The sequence below is a fragment of the Pseudoalteromonas sp. T1lg65 genome (assembly GCF_051930985.1).
Taxonomy (GTDB): domain Bacteria; phylum Pseudomonadota; class Gammaproteobacteria; order Enterobacterales; family Alteromonadaceae; genus Pseudoalteromonas.
On the sequence record NZ_CP196837.1, the window covers coordinates 3,387,823 to 3,409,445 of the forward strand.

At 40.3% G+C, this 21,623-nt stretch carries 23 protein-coding genes; all 23 read right to left on the reverse strand.

Features of this window, described 5'->3' with window-relative positions:
* Window positions 1–21 precede the first annotated feature (21 nt).
* The 23 genes from rfbA to ACSLBF_RS15190 all read right to left on the reverse strand — a co-directional run bounded on the left by rfbA (window position 22) and on the right by ACSLBF_RS15190 (window position 21,619).
* Window positions 22–897, reverse strand: a complete 876-nt coding sequence (rfbA, locus tag ACSLBF_RS15080) for a glucose-1-phosphate thymidylyltransferase RfbA (RefSeq protein ID WP_440054181.1) — start codon at window positions 895–897, stop codon at window positions 22–24.
* Window positions 894–1,967: a dTDP-glucose 4,6-dehydratase gene (gene rfbB, locus ACSLBF_RS15085; RefSeq protein WP_440054182.1), complete on the reverse strand. Its 1,074-nt coding sequence runs from the start codon at window positions 1,965–1,967 to the stop codon at window positions 894–896. The genes rfbA and rfbB overlap by 4 nt, the downstream gene beginning before the upstream one ends.
* A gap of 2 nt (window positions 1,968–1,969) precedes the next feature.
* The gene (locus ACSLBF_RS15090; protein WP_440054183.1) at window positions 1,970–2,929 is read right to left on the reverse strand and encodes a glycosyltransferase; all 960 of its coding nucleotides are present in this window, start codon (window positions 2,927–2,929) and stop codon (window positions 1,970–1,972) included.
* On the reverse strand, window positions 2,926–3,672 hold the full coding sequence (locus ACSLBF_RS15095) for a class I SAM-dependent methyltransferase (RefSeq protein ID WP_440054184.1): 747 nt from the start codon (window positions 3,670–3,672) through the stop codon (window positions 2,926–2,928). Before ACSLBF_RS15095 ends, ACSLBF_RS15090 begins: the two co-directional genes overlap by 4 nt.
* Window positions 3,673–3,681: 9 nt before the next feature.
* A complete protein-coding gene (locus tag ACSLBF_RS15100; protein WP_440054185.1) occupies window positions 3,682–5,103 on the reverse strand; it encodes an oligosaccharide flippase family protein in 1,422 nt (473 codons plus the stop codon).
* A complete protein-coding gene (locus ACSLBF_RS15105) occupies window positions 5,103–6,134 on the reverse strand; it encodes a TDP-N-acetylfucosamine:lipid II N-acetylfucosaminyltransferase (RefSeq protein WP_440054186.1) in 1,032 nt (343 codons plus the stop codon). Before ACSLBF_RS15105 ends, ACSLBF_RS15100 begins: the two co-directional genes overlap by 1 nt.
* A complete protein-coding gene (locus ACSLBF_RS15110) occupies window positions 6,134–6,706 on the reverse strand; it encodes an acyltransferase (protein WP_440054187.1) in 573 nt (190 codons plus the stop codon). Before ACSLBF_RS15110 ends, ACSLBF_RS15105 begins: the two co-directional genes overlap by 1 nt.
* Window positions 6,703–7,761 (reverse strand): DegT/DnrJ/EryC1/StrS family aminotransferase, encoded by a 1,059-nt coding sequence (locus ACSLBF_RS15115; protein ID WP_440054188.1) that lies wholly within the window; start codon window positions 7,759–7,761, stop codon window positions 6,703–6,705. Before ACSLBF_RS15115 ends, ACSLBF_RS15110 begins: the two co-directional genes overlap by 4 nt.
* A gap of 191 nt (window positions 7,762–7,952) precedes the next feature.
* Entirely contained in the window at window positions 7,953–9,074 is a 1,122-nt protein-coding gene (locus ACSLBF_RS15120; protein ID WP_440056246.1) for a hypothetical protein, read from the reverse strand.
* Between the two features lie 18 nt (window positions 9,075–9,092).
* Window positions 9,093–9,248, reverse strand: coding sequence for a hypothetical protein (locus tag ACSLBF_RS15125; protein ID WP_440054189.1), 156 nt, complete (start codon window positions 9,246–9,248; stop codon window positions 9,093–9,095).
* A gap of 377 nt (window positions 9,249–9,625) precedes the next feature.
* Window positions 9,626–11,680: a type II secretion system protein GspD gene (locus tag ACSLBF_RS15130; RefSeq protein WP_440054190.1), complete on the reverse strand. Its 2,055-nt coding sequence runs from the start codon at window positions 11,678–11,680 to the stop codon at window positions 9,626–9,628.
* 16 nt (window positions 11,681–11,696) lie between these two features.
* The gene (locus tag ACSLBF_RS15135; RefSeq protein WP_440054191.1) at window positions 11,697–12,206 is read right to left on the reverse strand and encodes a hypothetical protein; all 510 of its coding nucleotides are present in this window, start codon (window positions 12,204–12,206) and stop codon (window positions 11,697–11,699) included.
* Window positions 12,199–12,765 carry a GspMb/PilO family protein gene (locus ACSLBF_RS15140; RefSeq protein WP_440054192.1) on the reverse strand — a complete coding sequence of 189 codons (567 nt, stop codon included), beginning with the start codon at window positions 12,763–12,765 and terminating at the stop codon, window positions 12,199–12,201. Before ACSLBF_RS15140 ends, ACSLBF_RS15135 begins: the two co-directional genes overlap by 8 nt.
* Window positions 12,758–13,900, reverse strand: a complete 1,143-nt coding sequence (locus tag ACSLBF_RS15145) for a hypothetical protein (protein WP_440054193.1) — start codon at window positions 13,898–13,900, stop codon at window positions 12,758–12,760. The genes ACSLBF_RS15140 and ACSLBF_RS15145 overlap by 8 nt, the downstream gene beginning before the upstream one ends.
* Window positions 13,901–13,907: 7 nt before the next feature.
* Window positions 13,908–14,759 (reverse strand): hypothetical protein, encoded by an 852-nt coding sequence (locus tag ACSLBF_RS15150; RefSeq protein ID WP_440054194.1) that lies wholly within the window; start codon window positions 14,757–14,759, stop codon window positions 13,908–13,910.
* The gene (locus tag ACSLBF_RS15155) at window positions 14,759–15,424 is read right to left on the reverse strand and encodes a prepilin-type N-terminal cleavage/methylation domain-containing protein (RefSeq protein ID WP_440054195.1); all 666 of its coding nucleotides are present in this window, start codon (window positions 15,422–15,424) and stop codon (window positions 14,759–14,761) included. The genes ACSLBF_RS15150 and ACSLBF_RS15155 overlap by 1 nt, the downstream gene beginning before the upstream one ends.
* Window positions 15,414–15,842 (reverse strand): PilW family protein, encoded by a 429-nt coding sequence (locus ACSLBF_RS15160; RefSeq protein WP_440054196.1) that lies wholly within the window; start codon window positions 15,840–15,842, stop codon window positions 15,414–15,416. Before ACSLBF_RS15160 ends, ACSLBF_RS15155 begins: the two co-directional genes overlap by 11 nt.
* Window positions 15,829–16,194: a type II secretion system protein gene (locus ACSLBF_RS15165; protein WP_440054197.1), complete on the reverse strand. Its 366-nt coding sequence runs from the start codon at window positions 16,192–16,194 to the stop codon at window positions 15,829–15,831. The genes ACSLBF_RS15160 and ACSLBF_RS15165 overlap by 14 nt, the downstream gene beginning before the upstream one ends.
* Before the next feature lie 26 nt (window positions 16,195–16,220).
* Window positions 16,221–17,423 carry a type II secretion system F family protein gene (locus ACSLBF_RS15170; protein ID WP_440054198.1) on the reverse strand — a complete coding sequence of 401 codons (1,203 nt, stop codon included), beginning with the start codon at window positions 17,421–17,423 and terminating at the stop codon, window positions 16,221–16,223.
* Between the two features lies 1 nt (window position 17,424).
* Window positions 17,425–19,074 carry a GspE/PulE family protein gene (locus ACSLBF_RS15175; RefSeq protein WP_440054199.1) on the reverse strand — a complete coding sequence of 550 codons (1,650 nt, stop codon included), beginning with the start codon at window positions 19,072–19,074 and terminating at the stop codon, window positions 17,425–17,427.
* Between the two features lie 3 nt (window positions 19,075–19,077).
* Window positions 19,078–19,503, reverse strand: a complete 426-nt coding sequence (gene gspG / locus ACSLBF_RS15180; protein ID WP_440054200.1) for a type II secretion system major pseudopilin GspG — start codon at window positions 19,501–19,503, stop codon at window positions 19,078–19,080.
* The gene (gene wecA, locus ACSLBF_RS15185) at window positions 19,493–20,572 is read right to left on the reverse strand and encodes a UDP-N-acetylglucosamine--undecaprenyl-phosphate N-acetylglucosaminephosphotransferase (protein ID WP_440054201.1); all 1,080 of its coding nucleotides are present in this window, start codon (window positions 20,570–20,572) and stop codon (window positions 19,493–19,495) included. The genes gspG and wecA overlap by 11 nt, the downstream gene beginning before the upstream one ends.
* 111 nt (window positions 20,573–20,683) lie before the next feature.
* Window positions 20,684–21,619 (reverse strand): Wzz/FepE/Etk N-terminal domain-containing protein, encoded by a 936-nt coding sequence (locus ACSLBF_RS15190; RefSeq protein WP_440054202.1) that lies wholly within the window; start codon window positions 21,617–21,619, stop codon window positions 20,684–20,686.
* Window positions 21,620–21,623 lie beyond the last annotated feature (4 nt).

A 21,623-nucleotide genomic window follows, 5' to 3' on the forward strand; every position in this document is an offset into this window, starting at 1 on the left:
CCTAATTTTCAGATACATCGCCTAGCTTTGTACTTTATTAACAAGACCCATTAAATATTCGCCATAAGTTGTTTTAGCCAGAGTACTCGCTTGTGATGCTAAGCGTTCCATTGTTATCCAACCTTTATTCCAAGCTATTTCTTCTAAACAAGCAACCATTAGCCCTTGACGTCGCTCAATCGTTTGTACGAAATGACTCGCTTCTAACAAACTATCATGAGTTCCCGTATCCAGCCATGCAAACCCTCGTCCTAACACGCTAACTTTAAGTTCCCCTCGACGAAGGTACTCTTTATTAATGCAGGTGATTTCTAATTCTCCCCTCATTGAGGGTTTTACTGACTTAGCAATATTTATCACGTTGTTATCGTAAAAATACAAGCCAGTCACGGCAAAGTTTGACTTAGGTGCTTTGGGTTTTTCTTCTATTGAAACCGCTTTATTATTACTATCAAATTCAACTACACCGAACCGTTCAGGATCTGCAACTGGATAACCAAATACCATTGCTCCAGCATTTAGTTTTGAAGCCTCATAAAGGTATGGAGAAAAAGCCTGCCCATAAAAAACATTGTCGCCCAACACCAAGCAAACAGGATCAGTGCCAATAAATGATTCCGCGATTAAGAAAGCCTGCGCTAGGCCATCGGGTGACTTCTGAACCGCGTATTGCAAACTTATTCCGAACTGACTTCCATCACCTAATAAGCGCTTAAAAGCGTCTTGCTCGTGCTCGCTGGTGATTATTAAGATATCGCGGATCCCAGATAACATTAAAACGGATAAGGGATAATAAATCATGGGTTTATTGTAAATTGGTAATAATTGCTTCGAGACGCCTTGCGTCACAGGATACAAGCGTGTTCCACTGCCCCCCGCTAAAACGATTCCTTTCATAAGTTTGCCTCAGCACTTTTCTCGGTATAGAAAGCAACGTACCACTTTACTGTTTGGAAGAGACCTTCTTCGAACTGATAACTCGGATACCAGCTCAATTCTGATTGGATCTTGCTGTTATCTATAGCGTATCTTTTGTCATGCCCTGCTCTGTCATTTACAAATTGTATTAAAGATTGAAAACCGGGACCATTTGAAGCCAATGACAAAGGGTGATTAGGCAATAACTCTTCTAAATATGTGCATATCATATTCACCAAATCGATATTTCTAATTTCATTTTTACCACCGATATTATAAGTACTGCCTACATTAGCAGAGTTCAATACTGTGCATAAGGCACTCGCGTGGTCGTCAACATGTAACCAATCTCTAACCTGAGAGCCATCACCATAAACTGGCATTGGTTGTCCTTCAATTGCATTTTTTATCATCAGAGGTATCAGCTTTTCAGGATACTGATAGGGTCCATAGTTATTAGAGCAATTGGTAATAATTATTGGCAGAGCATAGGTTCTTCCCCAAGCTCTAATCAGGTGATCACTACTCGCTTTGGAAGCAGCATAGGGTGAACTAGGTTTATAAGTGTTTTCCTCGGTAAACGGAGGTTCAGTCGCATCAAGATCACCATATACCTCATCGGTTGATATGTGGTGAAGCTTAAATTTCGCTTGTTCTTCAAGTGAAAGTTGTGCGTAATACTTTCGAACAACCTCTAATAATTCATAGGTGCCGACAATATTAGTTGTAATAAACTCGGCAGGGCCAGTAATAGAGCGATCAACGTGACTCTCAGCGGCTAAGTGCAAAATATACGTTGGCTTAAACCTGAAAATTGCATTTTCAAGCATTTGGGAATCACATATATCGCCCTTAATAAATTGATACTGCTTGAACTGAGTAAACTTGTTCAACGCAAGCTCATTCGAAGCATAGGTCAACTTATCAAAGTTAAGAATGGTTGCTTCGGTTGTTTTTAACAGTCTGCGGATGACTGCGCTACCAATAAATCCAGCTCCACCTGTAACAAATATTCTTGCGCAGTTTAATTCACGGTACTTTGGAAGCATATTCATTCCCCATGGACTTTTTTGTAGACGGGTTTATGTTTGTTTAACAGCCCGTTAATTTTACCTATCTGGCGCAGTATAAGTAGCTTTCCTTTCATTCTTTTACTTTGTGAAGTGAATGAGAATAAATAGCTGAACATCCCAAAAAATAATGCCATAACCAGCTTGACCAACTCTTTTGATACCTTAGTCCAAGAGCAATGATGAAGCATAATGATCCTCATGTCCGCAGCTCCTATTCTGAACGCTCGTTCAGCAGCCCAACTTTTGCAAGTTCTAGAACGACCATACACTTCATGGGAAACAGCTTTGTGTGCAACTGCAAACCTGACTCCCTGTGCTTTTAACCTAGTAAAATATTCTTTATCTCCACCACCATAGACTGAGTAGAAGGGATTAAAGCGCTGTTGATTAAAACCAAAATAAACCGATTTATGTAACAGTGCATTGGCTGAGCTTTCTAATAAATCAATTTCTCTAGACTCAAAAACCTGTTCCGGAAAGTATATTGACAGCTCTTTTGTCCATTCTGGTACCTTGTCAGATTCAAATTCTGCGAGTGCAACACCACCAACGACTTCACAGCCACTTGCTTTGTGCATTGCTATAAGTTCATACAACCAGTTTGGCTCTACCCACTCATCGTCGTCAACCATCGCGAAATAGTCAGCTGCATTCTTACCAAATGCAATTTCTAGCATTGCGTTTCTTACAAACGAGATACCTCGGTTCTCAACAACCACAGTATCTATACGTAGTGGATATTCAGCTCTCAACTGCTCGACTAGGTGGATACCTGCTTGCTCAGCTTGATCATTATCAGCAACCAATACAGAGACGTTCATTTCCGCTATACTGAGCTTAGCGATGGAGTTTAACAATCTTGCTAGGCCCTTTGGGCGTTTATAGGTCGGGATCCCAATGATTACTTTTGGGAACTGACTACCGCACGAGCTACTCACGATGACCTCTTAACAAACACACAGAAATATCCCATAGGCATTGTACTACTGGTCTTTTTCATTAGCTTTTTACCAACACTTGTTCGAGAAAGAAACAGAGCGCATGTTTGAACCGTCCAAGCAAGTATCTTACCAACCACTGGGATTTTGATTGCAAATTTACTGAACACATCTGCCATTATTTCTAATGCTCCACCCACATCTTCTAACACAGCGACTTCTAAGTTGGCTTGTTTGGCCATTCTTTGTAGTGCATACCTAGTGTAACGGAAGTAATCGTACGGCTGTTCATGGAGCCAATACATAAAAGGCGTATTAATAATAAGTGCTCCATTTGGCTTTAAAAGACGGGCAACCTCTTTAAGTGTGCTCTCTGGATTGGTCAAATGTTCTAGTACATCCGAACATAGAACAGTGTTAAACTCTTGATCCTGAAAAGGTAAAGGCTGATTTAAATCACAAAGATGATCAACATATTGGTTGTCATGTAAAGACTGCCCCCAGTCTACGCAAGTCACTTCGCTTACAAAGTTCGAATATGCACCATAAAAAGGAACCTTTCCACATCCGAGGTCAAGTAGCTTGCCGGTTGCAAATGAACTTAAATGTTGCTGGTAGTGAGCAGCAACCAAGTCTGCAGCTAATCGCGACGATAAACTCACTTCTTTCAAGTCATTATTAACTCTCAGTTTACCGTTACGGTGAACAAATTTGCTTGGCGACCAGAATTCTTTATTTCTCATGTATGTGGGCTACGTCTCGTTAAACACATTGATTTTTTTTGATTTTAACAAAAACAATAAAATAGCTATACATATAGTGACTACTAATACGTAACTAAACAGCGAAAGTGCCGAAGAAAGTTTTAAGTACTCGCCTAGTGCAGACAATAGCGTCAAAGACACTAGTGTTACAAATAAGGCTGGAAGTAAGGAAATGAAAAATGAGGTCACTTTTTTGTCAATGTACGGCTCGACAAGAATAAACCAATGCAGAGCAAAGACAACGCTCTGTAACAATGCCAAGCCTAATACTAACGTGTACAAGCCTTCTGATGCGGTTATTACAACAACAGCAACACGTGCCAAGGTTATGGCTGTATTCCAAACAAATGAGCGCTTCACAGCACCAGCAGCTTGTAATAAAGGTCCGCAAGGATTTATTAAAGCAGTCATCAACATTGTGATGGCTATAATCGCTGCTACCTCGCTGTATTTTAACCAGTCACTTCCAAATACCACGTAAATTGTTGGTTCAATATACCAGAACAAACCAGTATAAAGCGGTACGTGAATTAAGCTAACAGCAAACATGATCTTTAAGTAAAGGACTGCCCTTGACGCTTTATCGAGTTTAACCAATGACGGAAACGCAACCCTGTTAACAACGGGGTTAATAAACTGAAGCGCAGGCTTTGCAATCAACTCTTTGAGATAAGCATAAGCACCCAACACTTCTGCTCCCATTACTTTTGTGATGACCAGTTGATCTAGCTGTCGACTAAAAAAGCTAATAACCGCCTCTGCGCTTTGATATAACCCATAATGAAGTGGTTCTGATAACTCTCTGTAGCGAGGTAAAGCAAATCCAAGCTCGCTTCTACACGAGTAAGTACAATAAATAGCGATGAGCAAAGCATTTGTAAAATGTACAAGTAGCGCACCTTGTACACCAAGCTCCAACCACATTACATAAAGCAGCACCAAAAGAGATATTACTGAGGCGACGACTTCGATTAATGCTATTTTTTTGAACATTAGTTGCTTTTGTAGTAGGGCTAACGGTTGGGCGCTCATCCCTCGCAATAGCAAAATCACAGCGATTAGAGTTTGGTGCTCTTCAAGTGCATGCAGATTAAAAAAATCACCCAAAAGCGGTAATACACTAACAACAATTAGCGTCACTATCGCAATTAACGCTAGTCCGACAATATATAATTGCTTTTTAAGATGTAGGCTTAGGTTTTCATAAAATATCAGCGCGTTTGATATGCCAGCATCACTCAATAACTGTGAGATACTAACGAGCAAGGTAATAAAGGCAATCAATCCTAATTCCGTTAACGATAGGTAACGAGCAAGAATAATAAATATCGCCAACTGAGCTATCGCTTTGACCACAGTCGCCATTGCCGACCATGACACCCCTTTAGCTACTGCTTTAAAATTGACCATTAAGCATTCAACATTTTCAACATTGACAACCAGTTAGGAGCTAAAGCTGACTCAGTGAATTTGTTTTGCATGAGCTCCCTATTTTCTTGCATAAGCTTGGAATGTGTATCGCATTTCGAATTGTTCGACCATTCAGTAAAGTCGCCAGTATCAAATAAATGGAAGCCTTGAGCAGTTAAGTTCTGATAGGTCGAAGTATGTTTATTTAAAAACATGGGTTTACCTTGCAAGAGCATGGCATACACCACATACAGACCTTGTTGTCGTTGCTGTCCAAACAAGCTGAGATCAACCGAACAAAGCAACTCATCATATTGCTGTTTACTCAACATCTCTGTGATGGGCTTGAATCGCTCTCCTAAAGTTGATTTTCCGTATGCAATCACTTCATCGACATAGGGACTTGAACCACCATAGTTAAGTGGCACATAGATTTCAACATCGTCTAATTGAGCTTTGTTTATCAAATCCAGCAAATATAAATGCCGATTACTCGGATCGGCTGAGTTGCCTAACAAGACTCTTAACTTGTCATCAGTTAGACGGTTTTGACTTAACCGAAAATCAATCAATGGATAGGGCAGTACCTGAACGTCCCGCCAAAGTCGCATAGTAGCTTTAGTCAGCTTCGCATCACCTTCGTTTAGCGCAAAAACATGCTTAACTCGGCCCAGTAAAACACCATGCGCCAGTTTATTGAGCCACCCCTTTATGTCGCAGGTATTTTGGTAGCGATAAATTTCAGCCCCCCATAAAATACAGGCTGAGCGCTTTAAATAACCGCTAAATGCCAAATTTCGAATTAAAACAGGTGAAAACAAACCATGAAAAACCAAGCTAACTGACGAGGGAAGCTCGCGAAGTCCGGCGAGCAAAACTTGTTCTGAGCTAAAAAATCGAAACTCTTGTCTGGTAGCGATTTCTTTTCCTAATATCCAATACCGCTGCTCTAGGTGTAATGGCAAACACTCAAAAAAGCCTTGCATAGCAACATAATGATGTGGAGTATCAGGAAAAATGTGAACTATCATTACAGCGTGCTTTTGAACTCTTCAGCTTTATCAAGTAGTGCTGTACTTCTTTTCTTTACGAATCGAGCGGGTGAACCTGCCACAATTTTAAATGGTTCTACTGAGCGAGTAACCAAGCTTAACGCGCCAACAGCAACGCCCACTCCCAGTTGAACGCCTGGTAATATGACACTACCAGAGCCAACAATGCAGTGTTCCGCTAAATGCACCGGTTTGCTGATAACATTAGTGAACTTGGGATCAATGGTCGGGTTAGTCAACCACTCACCACTATAATCATCGCTGCTTGAGTAAATACTAACTCTGGAGGACAGATTTACAAAATCATCGAGCTTGATATGCGAAGCTCCAATCAATGAGGTGTACACAGCTATATGAATATAATTACCTATCGAAATCCCTTCAGTTCCAGCAGACAATACTGCAAAGTCATCTATTCGTACATTATCTCCGAGCGAGATTCGTTTAATGCCATAAAACGAGGCTTTGCGTGATATAAGACAGTCATTACCTACACCCTTGAACCCCATAGCGATTAACTCTGTTTTACTATAGTGCTGATCTTGTATCATGTGTTTTGCCGATAATCATTTAGCCCATCCAACACTCTGCCACAGATATAATCCACATCATCATAACTCAAATCGGAATACATAGGTAAACAAAGCACTCTATTTGAAACTGATTGCGAAACTGAACTCTCAACTTTAGATGAATATAAACCTAGACTGTCCAAGCTCGGATAAAAGTAACGACGAGTCTGGATATCAAATTTCTCTAACCACTTACTCAAATAAAGCAACTCTAACTCATTCTTTAATAAAATGGGCATATAAGCACCATTACTTACGGTATGTTCCGGCCAATGCTGAAACCCGACGTCCTTATACAGTAGGCTCTGGTATCGATTGAAAAGCCCTGAGCGATGGGCTGTAATATAGTCGATATGTTCAAATACACATAAGCCCATAGCAGCATGCATCTCACTCATTTTAGCGTTGGTACCAATAAATTCTGGGATTTGTTCTATGTTTAATCCAAAGTTAATGATCTTCTTTGCATTTTCATAATCAGATTTACGCTTAAATATGATAGCTCCGCCTTCCACAGTATGAAACAGCTTAGTAGCATGTAAGCTAAGCGTTGCACAGTCGCCAAAGTTAAGTAGCGATTTATTTCTATACTTACTTGCAAAACAATGGGCAGCATCATATATCACCTTAAGTTGGTGTTTTTTTGCCAACGCATCAATCTGATCAACCTTGCAAGGGTTGCCAAAAACATGTACAGGAACCAATGCATCAGCCCACTGAAGCTCTTTATTACTAATTGTTTGTGGATCTAAATTAAATGTCTTTGGGCATATATCAGCAAATCTGGTTTCAATGTTCTGTGAACTCAACGAACCCGGTGTTGCAGCAAAAGTGAAGGGTGTAGTTATCGCTTTCTTAACCCCAAAAACTTGGTATGCAACCTGTAATGCTACAGTACCATTAGCCACTAAAAGCAAGTACTCAACACCCAAATATTTTTGCAGAGCCTCTGTGAGAGCTTTTTCATAAGGGCCGCTGTTTGTTAACCTGTTTCTAGCAAAGATATCTGCTATTTTCTGTTGATATAAATCCAACTCAGGTAGGAATGGCTTTGCGATAGGGTAAATCACTACAGACTCTCTAGATTGCTACTGTAGGCTAGTTTACCGAACACAGAAGCTTATTAGAAGTGGTAGATTAAACGAGATAGGTATTGATTGAAATATGTATGCTAAATAAAAAGCGAGCTATAGAGCTCGCTTTAAGATCATTCTTAAGAACCGTATTAGTTAACTTTTACGCGATCTTTGTCATCTTTGTGGTAGTAAACAGCAGAAACTTCGATTTGAGTTGCTGGTGCGTTAGTTGTTACACGAATACCAGCGAAACCAGTAACTTCGTTTTCAGCAGCTAGTGCATCAACAGCTGCAGAGATATCTGTAACGCCGTACTTAGCTACTGTACCAACTTTCTTAGCAGCAACCATTTTGCCATCAGCAAATAGTTCAACTAGGATTTCACCTTCAACAGTACCGTTGTTTGTTACTGTGATAGCACGAGCATAAACATCTTGGAAAGGTACAAACTCAACGAACTCAGAGTCACCATTTAGTGTCCACTTTGAAGCATCAGCTTTAGTTGCTACTGTTAAGTTGTTTGTACTTACTTTAGCTACTAGCGTTCCAGAGATGCTTTGTGGAGCCGTAAGTGCAACTGCTTTGTCTGCTGCAGGAAGAACAAAACCGAAGTTCAATTCTGCAGGAATTTCAGTAACAGTTTTATCTAATGTTGCTTTGCCGTCTGCAATTGTCAGTTTAGTATCGTCACCACCGCCGATTGCTTTGTCAGCACCAAGCTCATAAATTGCATCAATACCAGTGAAGTCACCAGCAAGAGTTGCAACATAGCCAGTTTCTGTAACATTACCAACTAATTCATTTTCAGCAAAAGTCATCTTAACTGAAGGAGCTGTTCCAGAGAAACCTTTACGCAGTTTTTCAACATCAACAACCGCATCAACACCTGTCACTGTACCTGTAAACTGTGTAGCTGCAGTGATTGCTATACCTTTGTCTTTTGTACCCTGAGAGTCAAAAGGTTTACCAGTTGATAGCTCAGACTTAGCGGTTAAAGTAACAACGCCTTTATCTGTAATTGAAGTCACTTTATAAGACAAGTTTGTCCAATCAGTACCGTTAACAGTTTGCTCAAGGTTATAAACAGCACCTTTAATTGGATCAGTACCATCAGCAACACTAATTACACGGAATGTTAAAGAGTTAGCGGTGTTATCGATCGGGTCGAATGTCACTACTCTAAAGCCAGTGCCGTCGTCAACAGTTAAACGGTAGTCTGCAGTGTTGTCAATTGTAGCACCTGCAACTGTGATAGTAATAGTATCGTTGATTGTGTAACCAGAACCTAATTAAATTTGGCTCGCACCGCCTGCTACAGTCAGACCGTTAGACGCAAGAGATACGCCTTCTACGTTAATGTCTACGTTAGTTACAACTACTTCAGTAGCTACTGCAGATGTAGCTAGACCAGCTAGAGCTAGCGCTAGTAGAGATTTTTTGAACATGTTTTCCATTCTCCAAAGTTTCATGAAACAAGAACAATAGTGTGTTCCTATTTTTCTTTTTATTTGATCATTCATTTAGGCCGTCACCCAAGTGACATCCGATCAAATCCATGCTTAGTCTAACCATTGTCTCTGTATTGTCAAGCAGTTAACTATGCAAAAACTAAGCGTTAATACTAAAGTGCAAAATATCCAATCAAATTAAAAAAACTATAATAATCAGAGAGATAACTTACACCACAGTTAAAATCGTTTATTAAACACCCACTTTTAAATAATGTGAAAAAGTACTTCTAGGTGTTTTCACTCACATTTACATTTTAAGATAAGTGAAAATTTTGTCACTTTTATGACTATCCTAGCTCACTTTTACCAATCTAGTTAGTATTTTTATCACTAAAATCTAGGTTATTTAGGTTCTTTTGAAATGCGTCCATCACGCCCTGCCACTGTTCTGCAGCCTGAATAACACGCGGTGTCACCATCACCACTAGTTCGGTTTTGGTGTTAGTGTCTTTTTTGCCATCAAAAAGACGTCCTAGAATCGGCAAATCAGAGAAAAACGGCACACCAGTATTGGTTAAACTGTTATTCTGGCTGATCAAGCCACCCAACATAATAGTCTGACCATCAGCTGCGATTACTTCTGTTTTAAACTTGCGTTTAAAAATAGTAGGCTTTCCTTCTACCGCATCATCCCCAGAAGCATCATTACTGATTTCTTGTTCGATTTCCATCAGGATTACTCCTTGAGCGTTTACCGTTGGGGTCACATTTAAATCGATACCCACTTTACGGTAAACCACTGAAGCTCTTGCGCCATTTACCGGGTCCGTGACAATCTCCCCGGTTGTGGGTATTTCATCCCCTACTGCAATATTCGCTTCGACACCGTCTCTTACCGCAATGGTTGGTCTTGATAATACATTAACATTTTGGTTTTTTTCGAATAACTGTACATCCAATTTACCCGTTAAGCCCTCAAGAACATAATTAAGGCCCGTTGCAGCGTCACCTCCTAAACTGTAATACCCGGTGCGTGCCGTTCTGTTATTGGAAAGCGCAAATTTTACGCCTTGACTAAACTCGTCGGTTAGCGACACTTCTGCAATCAAAACTTCTAGCACAACTTGTTTAGGCATGACATCAAGCCTCTTGACCAAAGGCAATAAATTACGATATTCAGAACCCGATGTATGAAAAATAATGGCATTAGAGCGTTCATCCACTACCATTCGAAGATTATCACTAGTGACTCCAATGTTGAGACTACTCTTTTTGCTAGATTGTTGCTGAGCTTCTGCGCTTGCCGATGTGCTCTGCCGAAGCGCATTACTTGAGCCACTCCCCAATAGATTTTGTAGGCTTTGCCCTAAATCAACTGCGCGTGCAAATTCCGGTTCAAAAACAAAATATTGCTTTTCATCACCATCAGCTGGCTGGTCAAGGCGTTGTGACCAAAACTCTACCCTTTTCAGGTAATCATCATTATTACTGAAAAATATTAGCGTATTGGTTCTTTCTATTTTTACTATTGTTAGTGCTTGGTCTGTACTTCCACTATGGCTACTTGAAATTCCCTCTTGCTTTAAAATCTCTACCAGTTTCATCGATAATTCATTTGCTGGTATAAAGGTCGACTTATATAGGCCTATGTGTCGATCTCTAAAAGCGGGCTTGTCCATCACTTTCATAAACTCAAGTGCTTTAACGACTTCAGCTCTACTACCTCTAAACAAAATTGCATGTTGTTCAAACAACGGTTTGGCTGTCACACCAGTCATTTGCGAGATAGTGTTAGCAAGCATATTCTGCATGCCACTTTTGAAAGGTACCAGCTGTATAACACTTCCTGTCCCTTGCGGCACATCTTCTATATCTCTGCCATAGCCATAAACCACGTTGCCACTCGAGCCATTCTCTGACAGGTGAATGTAAAAAACACCATCTTTCTCACGAATAACAATACCACGCTCTGTTAGAAGTTCTTGGCTAATATTGTATAGCTTGCGTTTGCTTAGCTGTTCTTTTAAATTGATGGTGATCGCATCATCGCTATTAGCTAATTCATCGCTAATGATATAGTTTAAGCCCAACACCTCACCAAACACGTAATGAAGATAGTCTTTCACTTTTAAGCTATCTGCGGTAAGTTTTACTTGCTCAGAATCACTGAACTGTAGAGCCAAATCAGCCTGCTGAGATTGCATTACTTCATCCGAGAGCAAAGCTGGTATGTATTTCAAACCTGATGGCTTTGTCGGTGTTGCTGCCTTTTCTTCAGCCACGTCAACTGTATTTTTAGACTCTGAAGTGGCTTTATTTTTTTGTAGATACGAGTTATCCACTGACACTGAATTCGATACCGAACTACATGCCGACAGACCCGCTGTGACAATAAAACCAAGTAAGATTTTCTGTGCTTGTTTCATAGATTTTCCGTCGTCTTTAATTTTTAGTAGTTTGATACATAATCAGTGTGATCTTTTGCTCACCTTGCACTAACTCAACTTTGGTGTTTGAGTTAATTTTGATGGTAAACCCCTCTATGCGCGAGTCTTGGTTAAAACGTTGTAGTTTACTCATTCCACCATTGACAGGCGTTACTTGAATTAACGCATAAGTGACTTGATCTGACTGAACCACGGCTTTTAAGGTGAGAATTTTATCCTTCGCGTAAACAGACTCCAACTCGCCACTTTGCAAAGCCTGTTGTTCTGGGCTCATCCCATTAGTTTCTGGTTCTGGTGCCTGCGTTGCTTTTAATGACAGCTGAGACAAAGCAGCTGTAATTGACTCTTCACTCGCTGGTGCCAACGAAGGTAATACGAGCGTCTGAGCATCTGATACATCAAATGGCTGTTCATTGTTATCCACATTCGTTGTAAGTCGCCCTAAAGCGTCAAATACAAATATCATAAAAAGAGCTAATAATAAGTACCAATATCCCTTACTCACTCTTCACTCCCTCATTCATGTAAAACGATAACAATAAACTTGCTTCACCATTTCCGCCTTCTTCGGGTGATAGGCCCCGTACACTCAGATCGAGATACTCTACAGCAATTAATGGTTTGTTTTTTTCAAGTGCCACCAAAAATTGACCAAGATTAGAGAGTTCTCCTGAAATGTTTAGACGCATTTGCTCTCGATGCAGCTGAGCACCTGAAAACTTCAGTGCGGGCTGCCAACCAACACTATTGGTATTGAGATTAAAATTATCTAGCCACTGATTTATACTTTTTTGAGCGTCAATTTTAAATGTCGATGGGGCCTGCCAATCTGAAAAAAGAGTTTGATATTGTTCCTGCTGCGTCTCTACTAATTGCTTGGCACTGTCTATTTCTTGCTGCTGCATCATGATGCGCTCAGCTTTAGTCAAACGCAGTTGTACTTTTGCTATTTCATCCAGTTGTTTGTTTTGCCATGTAAATAATGGAACAATGACAAACTTTAAGGAAACTAAGATCAACACAATAGCTAACAACAGTTTATGCTGTTTTAGTTGCTCAATCATTACTCTCTTCTCTCATGTTTGGCTCTACGCTAGCTAAGTTAATGGTCTCTTTGTACGCATCTTTTTGTGTGTCGTAGCTAATAACGAACTCTTCAAGCCCCTGATAAGTTCGAACTGGGAAATCGAATTTTGGGTCAACAATCCAGTCAAATTGATTCAGAGACTCAAGCACCTGAATAGAGTTTTTACTTTTTCCACGAATAACAAAACGATCGCCTTTGTAATTAATCCGTTCAATGGTCGCTTGATAGCGTAACTTTTCCAGCACCAATAAACTGGGAGACAATTTTGGCGTGTTATTAAATATGCTTTGCCAGTTTTCGACACGTTGTTTTCCCGTTTCGAAGCCAGAAAAGGCGAGCAAAGCTTCATTTATCTGTGTCTGATTTTCTGCCAACTGAGTCTGTAGAAATTCTTTTTTAATAACCAGATAAGCACTACTAAGCGCCAGATAAGCAGCACAAGAAAGCGAAGTAAACAAGGCAGCCTTTTTGATTTTATCCCCATAGGCTCGCCATGCCTTGGGCTGATAAAATGCAATGCTTGTGGTTAGTAGCGTGGAGATCAGTGCATGGGCTATGCGGCTAAGTAGATCATGCTCAGATTGCAAAGATGTCGTTGAATTAAAACCAACCCCAACTGTGTTTGCAAATCGCTCTGGGCTATTTACTAGCCCATACTTTGCCGTCGAATAGATAATATTATTGCGCTTCGCGAGGAAGTATTCATCGTTAACCAATATTAACTCTTGATCACTAGCGGCGTTTGCAAGTAAGGCTGTTTCGGGAATTAGAATGGGTGCATCAGGCACCTCAGCATCAAATTCCCAGTTATTTAGCATTACTGAGCTGTCATCCTTATAACGAGACAGTGAAATAAAACGGGCCAGAGGATTCTTCTGCTTACGAAGTTTCAATAAACTTTGCAACGCTTTTTGATCGGTGATAGGTAACTTTTCGACTTGTTCTTTATACGCTGTTTTTGCTACCACTTGAATTAGCTTAGCTTTGTCGCTAGGTTGCAGGCACCATTTATTGTCACGAAAAACAAAACTGTAGTTTTGATTGTTTTTGTAATAGCTAACCAGTTTACACAGTAGCGTTCGTTGCCATTTTGGCACGTTTTTGTCACTCATTTTATTATTAACCTTCAGAAGCTACTAAGTTGACAGGTTGTGAGTTTCTGGGCTTGAGCAGATAATGTAGTGTTCGATGTATCCGAGCTTCGCCGACCTGTGTTTCAAGTGTCATTTTAAAATTGTTAGACGGAAACAAAAAAAGACTGGTACTTTCTTTCACACCTGTATAAGCCGAAAAAAGTTTGGGGGTTAATGTATTTGTGTCACGCATTCTAATTATTTCTTCTGCAATACTTGGCTCATACATCGCTCTAATAAGCGTATCCGGTGATGTCATAGGGTTAAAAATACTCAGCCTGAACATGGTGCTATTCATTTCTATAAAACGCCTGATTGGCTCATCCAAGTTTAAATGTTCTAGCTCAGACCACACTTGAATCACTCCATTTTTGTATTCAGGCTCTGTCATCGAGTGCCTCGATATATGGTCCGTGTCTTGCCAATCTTGCAATTGACTTAATAACAGCCGGGAATCATAGTCGCTAAGACCTTGCCGCGTCAATACATCATGCCACAGTGTCTCATTTGGGTACTTTAAATTCAACAGCCCTCTTAGATCTTGTAGTGTGATCTGGGTGTCTTCAGAGAGTGAAATTGGCTTACCATAAAAGTTCCAATTGCTAACCAGATCAGATGATGCTTCTGTAATTGAAGTTGTTGGTAATTTAAACTCTGTCAGCAACGCGAATAGTACCGATGCTTCTGCATCATAGCTTTTCACTAATGCAAGTGCTCTATCGTCAAACGCACTCGCAATCGCCACTTGCTGCCTTGCTGTTTTTGTAATGAACAAGGCCAATAAGCTTAACACCGCGGTAATCAACAACACCTGCAATAACGCAATCCCCTTTTGCATCAAAGGCTCCCACCCTCAATAAAGTGACTTCTCCAACGCTCTGGTTCTTTATCCAACGTCGCCAGCAAAGATGAGTTGTCAATTTGCAGTTTAATGTGTTCTGGTGTCAGTTTCCTTTCAAGTGCATTATATTGCGCAAACCATTGTGGTTTAGAACCCGGTATGCGGCTAGATTTTAACGTTAAGTCTCGCCAGCCTAAATAACTAAAAGATGCTTCTTTTATATCGTTCAAGATGACTTTGCTAGTACCGAAATCTATATTTTGTTCAGTAGAGGTGAGCATCAATGTAGACAATGCAGCAGATTGATAGACTAATCTTGAGCGCTCTCCTTGAACCTGGATGACCAGTCGAAATACTTCTGGGCCACCGTGGTTGAGACCATTTTTTGTCACACCTAACAATCTGGATTCTGATCCTGTAAACATAAAACTAGGTTCTCCTTGTGCGTTTCGAACGACATAAGGCACGATACCTTTAAGAACTTGATCGAGCTGAGCGGTCGCTTTAGCTAGTTTGGCTTGCTGTTGGAAATCTCCCAACTCCTTATCCCAGCGGCTGGCAAACTGGAAGTAAGCATAAGTGCCAGTCGTCATTACCAAACTCAAAAGTGTTAAAGCAATTAATAATTCAACTAGTGTAAAACCCTGCTGTTTACCTATCACGCCAATTTACCTCTCTAAACTGATATTGACGTGTAATACCTTGCGCTTCAACGTTGAGCGTGACAAGCCATAACTTGTACCTATTAAGTGCACCTTGCGCAAAGCCAAATTCACCAGGTACAACAGGAGCCGGATAGCTTTTCTCTTTGATTTGAGATGCGCTCCATGAGTATGAAACTTTGCCATTAGTGCCGCTGCCCTGCAAGGCCGAGCGTTCAAATGGAGAGTTACGGATATCATACCTAACTAAATCAAGTATTCCTGTCATCGATGAAGAAAATTGAATATACGTAGAGGCTTTTTCTGAACTGATGAAAGCACCTCTATAGATCATTGAAACAGTTGTTATTACCGTTAACAATATGACTACTGAAACCAGTAACTCAACCAGTGTAAAGCCTTTTTTAGAGCGCGTCATCGCTTTGTAACTCAATGTTTAACGATTGCTGTTGGTAGTTGGCTGAAATTGTATTTTGCGATGAAACACCAAATCTGTTTATTATTAGCTGCTGGTGTGGAAATGTTAAATAGTCAAAGTGCATCGTTGCAACTTCAGCCTGATTATGGAAGATACTTCCTTTATTTTTGTCAAATACTACCAAGTAGTCGCGTTGTTGGGTGAATGCACGGTTAGCCTGATTTCTAACCCAGTTTTTTGCTTCAACCAATTCCATTTTAGCGTCCGAACGATTAATTGCTTTTAGAGACAAAGGGGCAACTAATGACATGATCAGGCCCATAATCGTCAATACAATTAACAATTCAATCATAGTAAAGGCTTTAACCTGTTTAACCATTAAAAGCCCACATCATTGAGGGAAATCATACTCAGCATCATAACAACCACGACTCCCCCTACAAAAACCCCCATAAAAAGTATCATAAGAGGTTCAAGTAATGAAGTAATGCGGGTGGTCCAAGTTTCAAAATCTTGCCTAGAGCGACTAGCCACTTCATTAAATACTATTTCTAATTTTCCAGATTCTTCGCCCACCTCAAGTAAGGAAATATAAAAAGAGGGATATATGGAAGATTGCTTTAATGCCGGAGTCAATTGGCTACCACGTTTTACTTTTTTTCGAGCGATCTCTAGTTCAGAAAAAAGCTGCTGGTTACGGACATTTCCTGCCGCAAGCTCTAAAGCTCGGTCAATTGGAACCCCGGCTTTGAGCATTAAGCTCAATCCGGTGTTGAACCTGATACGCTCTACTGTCCTAACTGCCGTTCCCATTACAGGAAGTCGCAGCACAACACGGTGCCACCAAGATCTGACTGAGTCATTCCTACTTGCAACTACACCTATTACCAAGCTAGATACTAGTGCCAACAGTAATATATTCTGGTTATCATTAAACCAGCTGCTGACCCCTAGCATAGCTTGTGTATACCAAGGCAGTTGTTCTATATTTGCAAACATGTCCGCCATTTTTGGAATAATGACGTTAAAAATAAAAATGATACTAAGCAGACAAACAAAGAAGATAACAAGAGGGTAAGTGACTGCACTTACCACTCTTTTAATCAAGTCCCGCTTAAATTTTAAATCTTCAGATAAACCTGAAAAGGTACCGGCAAGATCGCCTGAAGCTTCGCCTAATTCAATAAGATTACAGTACAAATCATCAAATACTTTTGGATGTTGTCTGCAAGCTTGAGACAAACTGCTACCTTTTTTTAAGCTTTGACTCAAATCACCGAGCAATTTGGCTAAAGCAGGTTTGGCTTTAGACTTGCGAATTATGTCTAACCCTTTGTCAATTCGAATCCCTGTGGCTAGCAATAAGCTTAACTCTGATGTTACGAATTCAAGGTCAGCCAAACTGATTTGGTCAGAAAACAAACTCACTCGGTTTTTACTGGTCTTTATTTCAAGCAACTGGATAGGCAGCAAACCTTGCTTTTCTAGCATGCTATGTGCGGCACTCACATCCTCTGCATCAATCTGTCCATCGCATTTTCCTCCAGCAGAGTCATAAGCTTTATAGTTAAAGGTTGGCATATTAACCCGCTACCCTCATAACTTCATCAATTGTTGTCTGGCCGAGGATTGCTTTGTATAGGCCGTCTTCGAGCAATGTACGACGGTTAATGTCTGTATTATGCGCTTTAGCCTTTTGAATGAACTCAGCATCTTTAGGTATCGCTTTTATTGCATCATCACATGCCAAATATTCTGTGATAGCTAACCTGCCTTTAAAACCAGAATGTGTACACGCTTCACATCCGTGGCCCTGCTGTAGGTTAATATTTTTAACAGCAAATTTCTTAGCAATATTTTGGAGATCATACTGCCTAATGAGTTCATCACTATTTGGGTGGGGCTGCGAGCATTTGCTACATACTTTTCTGGCCAATCGTTGAGCTACAACCGAAACTAAAGCCGCATTCAATAAAAACTCTTCAACACCTAAATCCAGTAATCGAGTGTACGCGCTTGCTGCATCGTTGGTATGCACTGTCGAAAAAACGAGATGCCCAGTCAACGCTGACTGTAGTGCTATTTGCGCGGTTTCTTTATCACGTATTTCACCCAACATAATCACATCAGGATCTTGACGTACTACAGATCTTAAACCCGCAGCAAAATCGAAACCAATCTCACTGTTCACTTGAACTTGGTTGATCCCCTCTAATTGGTACTCAACAGGATCTTCTAGCGTTATAATTTTGACATCATCATTATTCAACGCGTTTAAAAAAGTATAAAGTGTGGTTGTTTTACCCGAACCTGTTGGACCAGTAAGTAAAACGACTCCAGCGGTTTTCTTAATATCTTGCCGTATACAACTTTCTATATCTTCCGATAAGCCAAGTACCGACATTTCGTATCGAACACTTTCCTTTCTGAGAAAGCGCATTACGATAGATTCGCCATCATTTAATGGAAGGGCTGAGACTCGAATATCGACCTCTTGATTAGCAATTTTCATTTCAATTTTGCCATCTTGAGGTCGTCTTCTCTCAGCTATATCCATACCTGAAAGAATTTTTAATCTAGTAACAATTGGGAGCTGTTTATTCGCAGGTATAGATTCAACGTCATGTAATACACCATCTACCCTAAACCTAGCCCTATATCGCCCTTCGTATGGTTCTAAGTGCATGTCCGAAGCACCAGCTCGCAAGGCTCTACTGATTAATGAGTTTAAAAGGTTTACAGTGGGTGCTTCTGTCGCCAGTTCCTTCAGTTTTTCTTCTTCATCATCAAAGTGGCTTTCCTCAAATTCTTGCGAACTACCGAGCTTTGAGGCAAGTAAAGCAATATCAGCGGGCGAAGCTAAGACTATCCGTGACTTAATATTGTTTGAGCATAGAAAATCGTTCATCGAGGGATGTAATGGATCTGCAACAGCAAAAATCCAGCAATCATTAGCTCTACGCAATGGTATCCAGCTATGTTCTACACATTCATCTAAACTCGGAAAGCTAACAACAGACTCTAAATCAAACTCATCGAGCATTTCGCTGGTCAATAGAGGTAAATCCAAATACTCAGCATATAAATCGATAAGCTGGTCTTCTGGTAAACTCCCCATATTAACCAAAACTTGCTCTATTCGACCACCGAATCTAGATTGATAAGATAAAGCCTTATCTAAGTCTGCTGAGCTAACATCAAAGCGCTCAAGCAATAATTGATTCATTTCCATAAACTACTTATGCACTATGTCTGCGTTAGCTTCTTCACCGCCTTCTTTGCCGTCCGCTCCTAGAGACTTTAAAAGATATGGAGCGCCATTTTCCCCTGGTACTTTATAAACATAGGCATTTCCCCATGGATCCATCGGTAAATCTTTTGGTAAATACGGGCCATCCCAGCGAGCAATATCACTGACTCTAAGCTCTTGGAGAGTTTTAGGATAATTACCCACATCAAGTCGATACATATCAATAGCAGTTTCAAACGACGACATCTGTCCAGCGGCAATTTTTCTTTCTGAAGAACTTAACTTTTTAAAAAAGTCAGGTGCAACCAGGGACATAAGTAACCCCAAAATAACAATAACTATCAACAGCTCCATCATGGTAAAGCCTTGTTGGTTATGTCTTACGGTTTTCCTATTGATATTACAACTCATAATTAGTTTTCTCTTGAATTCTTTTTTTGTTAAACACGTATCTTCTTAAAAATCTGGCCACTTTCCAAGCATGTTGAATACACATGGAATAGACAATAAAAATACCTATAAATGAAACTAGCATAAACCACTCAGGGATACCGAGCAACTCTCCTGATACACCTATTGCGGCGAGAATGATTGAAAAAATAGTTATGCTGATAAGCGCTTTTCTTGAGCTAAATCCGATACGCATAAATACATGATGTAGATGGTCTCTGTCTGCTGTAAATGGCGACTGGCCTTTTTTGATTCGGCGAATGATGATTGCCATCATATCCATCAACGGAATTGCTATGATCCACAGCGCAGTTACTGGACTAAACGCGTTGTTTAAATCTGATTGAGTTGAAATCATCAATAACCAGATCACGCTCAATCCGATAAACATTGAGCCAGCATCTCCCATAAAAATCTTCTTATTCTTGTGCCCTAACACACCTAGATTAAATGCCAAATAAGGTACTATTGTTGCGATAATGATTAGAGGAAGAACCGTTAGTTGACCACCATTGATTGCCATTAGCGACAAAATGGCAGCAAATGTGGTAATACTCATAGCCCCTGCTAATCCGTCAATACCATCGATCATATTGAAAGCGTTAATCGCAGCTATCACAGCAATAATAGTAAAAGGAATACCGAACAATCCTAGCTCAATTTCACCGAGCCCAAATAAATTACCCAAATTATGGATATACGCGTCTGATCCCCACATCATAATGAGTGCAACTACGGTTTGAACACATAAGCGTATTTTTACACCCAATTGCTTATAGTCATCTATAACACCAAGTAACACTATGGCGGCTGCACAAATTAAGTACACGACCAAACGCTTTTCTAGCGGAATAAATATAATTATTGAGACTAAGACGGCAACGAAAATTGAAACACCGCCAATCAGTGGAATAGACCCTACATGCTTTTTTCGACTACATGGTACATCGACTAAACCAAAGTGCTCAGCAACGGGCTTAATCATAAAAATCGAACAATACGATGCTAAAAATGCAAAGAAAATGACCATAAAGATCCACATGATTCCATCTATTACCTAAATCAACGCGCCATTGTACTTAAATTCTTACTGAAACTAAATTAGCAATAACACTATTTAACAACTTCTTTGCTATAAAACTTAGCGCCTGTTAAGAACAAAGTAGCGGAACAACACGAATCCCATTGCCAGTAGGGCTCCTAAAAAGGTGATCCCCAAACATATCAAAGCTCTTTTCGGTCCAGCCTTCTTAATTGGCAGAATTGCTGGGTCGATAATTTTAAAAACATACTGAGATTGAGTTTGTGCTAGCATTTTGTTTTGCTCTTGCTGCTCAATCAGCTGATAAAATATCTTCTGCATATCCGCGACCGACGTCTCCGCCAAGGCTTGCTTTAAATATTCAATTTTTACCTCAGCTTCTGTAATTGCTTCCGATTTCATATAGTCATTGATTTCGCTAACAATATTATCTGCCATTTGTTTCGCAAGATGTGGCGAGTAGTGAGTGATCAGTACCGTTACCAAGCCTTTCTCTTTTTCCTCAACAACGGTTAGATTATTTGAGGTGAAAAACTCGTACACTTCTTGTACGTCTGGCTCTGGTTTAAACGGTACGTCAACATCACGAATCCACTTTTTCTGTTGAGTATCATAGACATTCGGTTTATAGATTAGCGTATTAGTTGCTAAATCCCAGCCCTCAGTAGCCATTATTTGCGGCTTCAAGTTATATTTTTCAATAAAGCCATTTAAGAAAGCTCTACTCTGCATCACCTGAAGCGCCAGCGCTGACTTGTTGCTTTTGGCTCCACCGAGGTTTACACCCGCCATCGCAGCCAAACCACCAAATTCTGATTTAAGATTAGACAACATCCCGCCATCAGTATCCTCTACGGGTGAGAGCATTACCGATGCTTTGTAGGTATTCGGTATTGATAAAGCAATAAAGACACTCGCAACTGCAAATATGGCAGAGAGCAAGACTATTATCCATTTACCTTTCCAAAGTGCTGAAAGCACTTCGGTCAGTTCTATTTCATTTTTTTTGATGATGTCGGTTTCACTTAACTGCATTGTG

Bases quoted from the DNA above. Each gene is read 5' to 3' on its own strand.
- rfbA (WP_440054181.1), bottom strand. From the start codon at position 897: ATGAAAGGAATCGTTTTAGCGGGGGGCAGTGGAACACGCTTGTATCCT.
- rfbB (WP_440054182.1), bottom strand. From the start codon at position 1,967: ATGCTTCCAAAGTACCGTGAATTAAACTGCGCAAGAATATTTGTTACA.
- ACSLBF_RS15095 (WP_440054184.1), bottom strand. From the start codon at position 3,672: ATGAGAAATAAAGAATTCTGGTCGCCAAGCAAATTTGTTCACCGTAAC.
- ACSLBF_RS15100 (WP_440054185.1), bottom strand. From the start codon at position 5,103: ATGGTCAATTTTAAAGCAGTAGCTAAAGGGGTGTCATGGTCGGCAATG.
- ACSLBF_RS15105 (WP_440054186.1), bottom strand. From the start codon at position 6,134: ATGATAGTTCACATTTTTCCTGATACTCCACATCATTATGTTGCTATG.
- ACSLBF_RS15110 (WP_440054187.1), bottom strand. From the start codon at position 6,706: ATGATACAAGATCAGCACTATAGTAAAACAGAGTTAATCGCTATGGGG.
- ACSLBF_RS15125 (WP_440054189.1), bottom strand. From the start codon at position 9,248: ATGTTCAAAAAATCTCTACTAGCGCTAGCTCTAGCTGGTCTAGCTACA.
- ACSLBF_RS15130 (WP_440054190.1), bottom strand. From the start codon at position 11,680: ATGAAACAAGCACAGAAAATCTTACTTGGTTTTATTGTCACAGCGGGT.
- ACSLBF_RS15140 (WP_440054192.1), bottom strand. From the start codon at position 12,765: ATGATTGAGCAACTAAAACAGCATAAACTGTTGTTAGCTATTGTGTTG.
- ACSLBF_RS15145 (WP_440054193.1), bottom strand. From the start codon at position 13,900: ATGAGTGACAAAAACGTGCCAAAATGGCAACGAACGCTACTGTGTAAA.
- ACSLBF_RS15150 (WP_440054194.1), bottom strand. From the start codon at position 14,759: ATGCAAAAGGGGATTGCGTTATTGCAGGTGTTGTTGATTACCGCGGTG.
- ACSLBF_RS15160 (WP_440054196.1), bottom strand. From the start codon at position 15,842: ATGACGCGCTCTAAAAAAGGCTTTACACTGGTTGAGTTACTGGTTTCA.
- ACSLBF_RS15165 (WP_440054197.1), bottom strand. From the start codon at position 16,194: ATGATTGAATTGTTAATTGTATTGACGATTATGGGCCTGATCATGTCA.
- ACSLBF_RS15170 (WP_440054198.1), bottom strand. From the start codon at position 17,423: ATGCCAACCTTTAACTATAAAGCTTATGACTCTGCTGGAGGAAAATGC.
- ACSLBF_RS15175 (WP_440054199.1), bottom strand. From the start codon at position 19,074: ATGGAAATGAATCAATTATTGCTTGAGCGCTTTGATGTTAGCTCAGCA.
- gspG (WP_440054200.1), bottom strand. From the start codon at position 19,503: ATGAGTTGTAATATCAATAGGAAAACCGTAAGACATAACCAACAAGGC.
- wecA (WP_440054201.1), bottom strand. From the start codon at position 20,572: ATGGTCATTTTCTTTGCATTTTTAGCATCGTATTGTTCGATTTTTATG.
- ACSLBF_RS15190 (WP_440054202.1), bottom strand. From the start codon at position 21,619: ATGCAGTTAAGTGAAACCGACATCATCAAAAAAAATGAAATAGAACTG.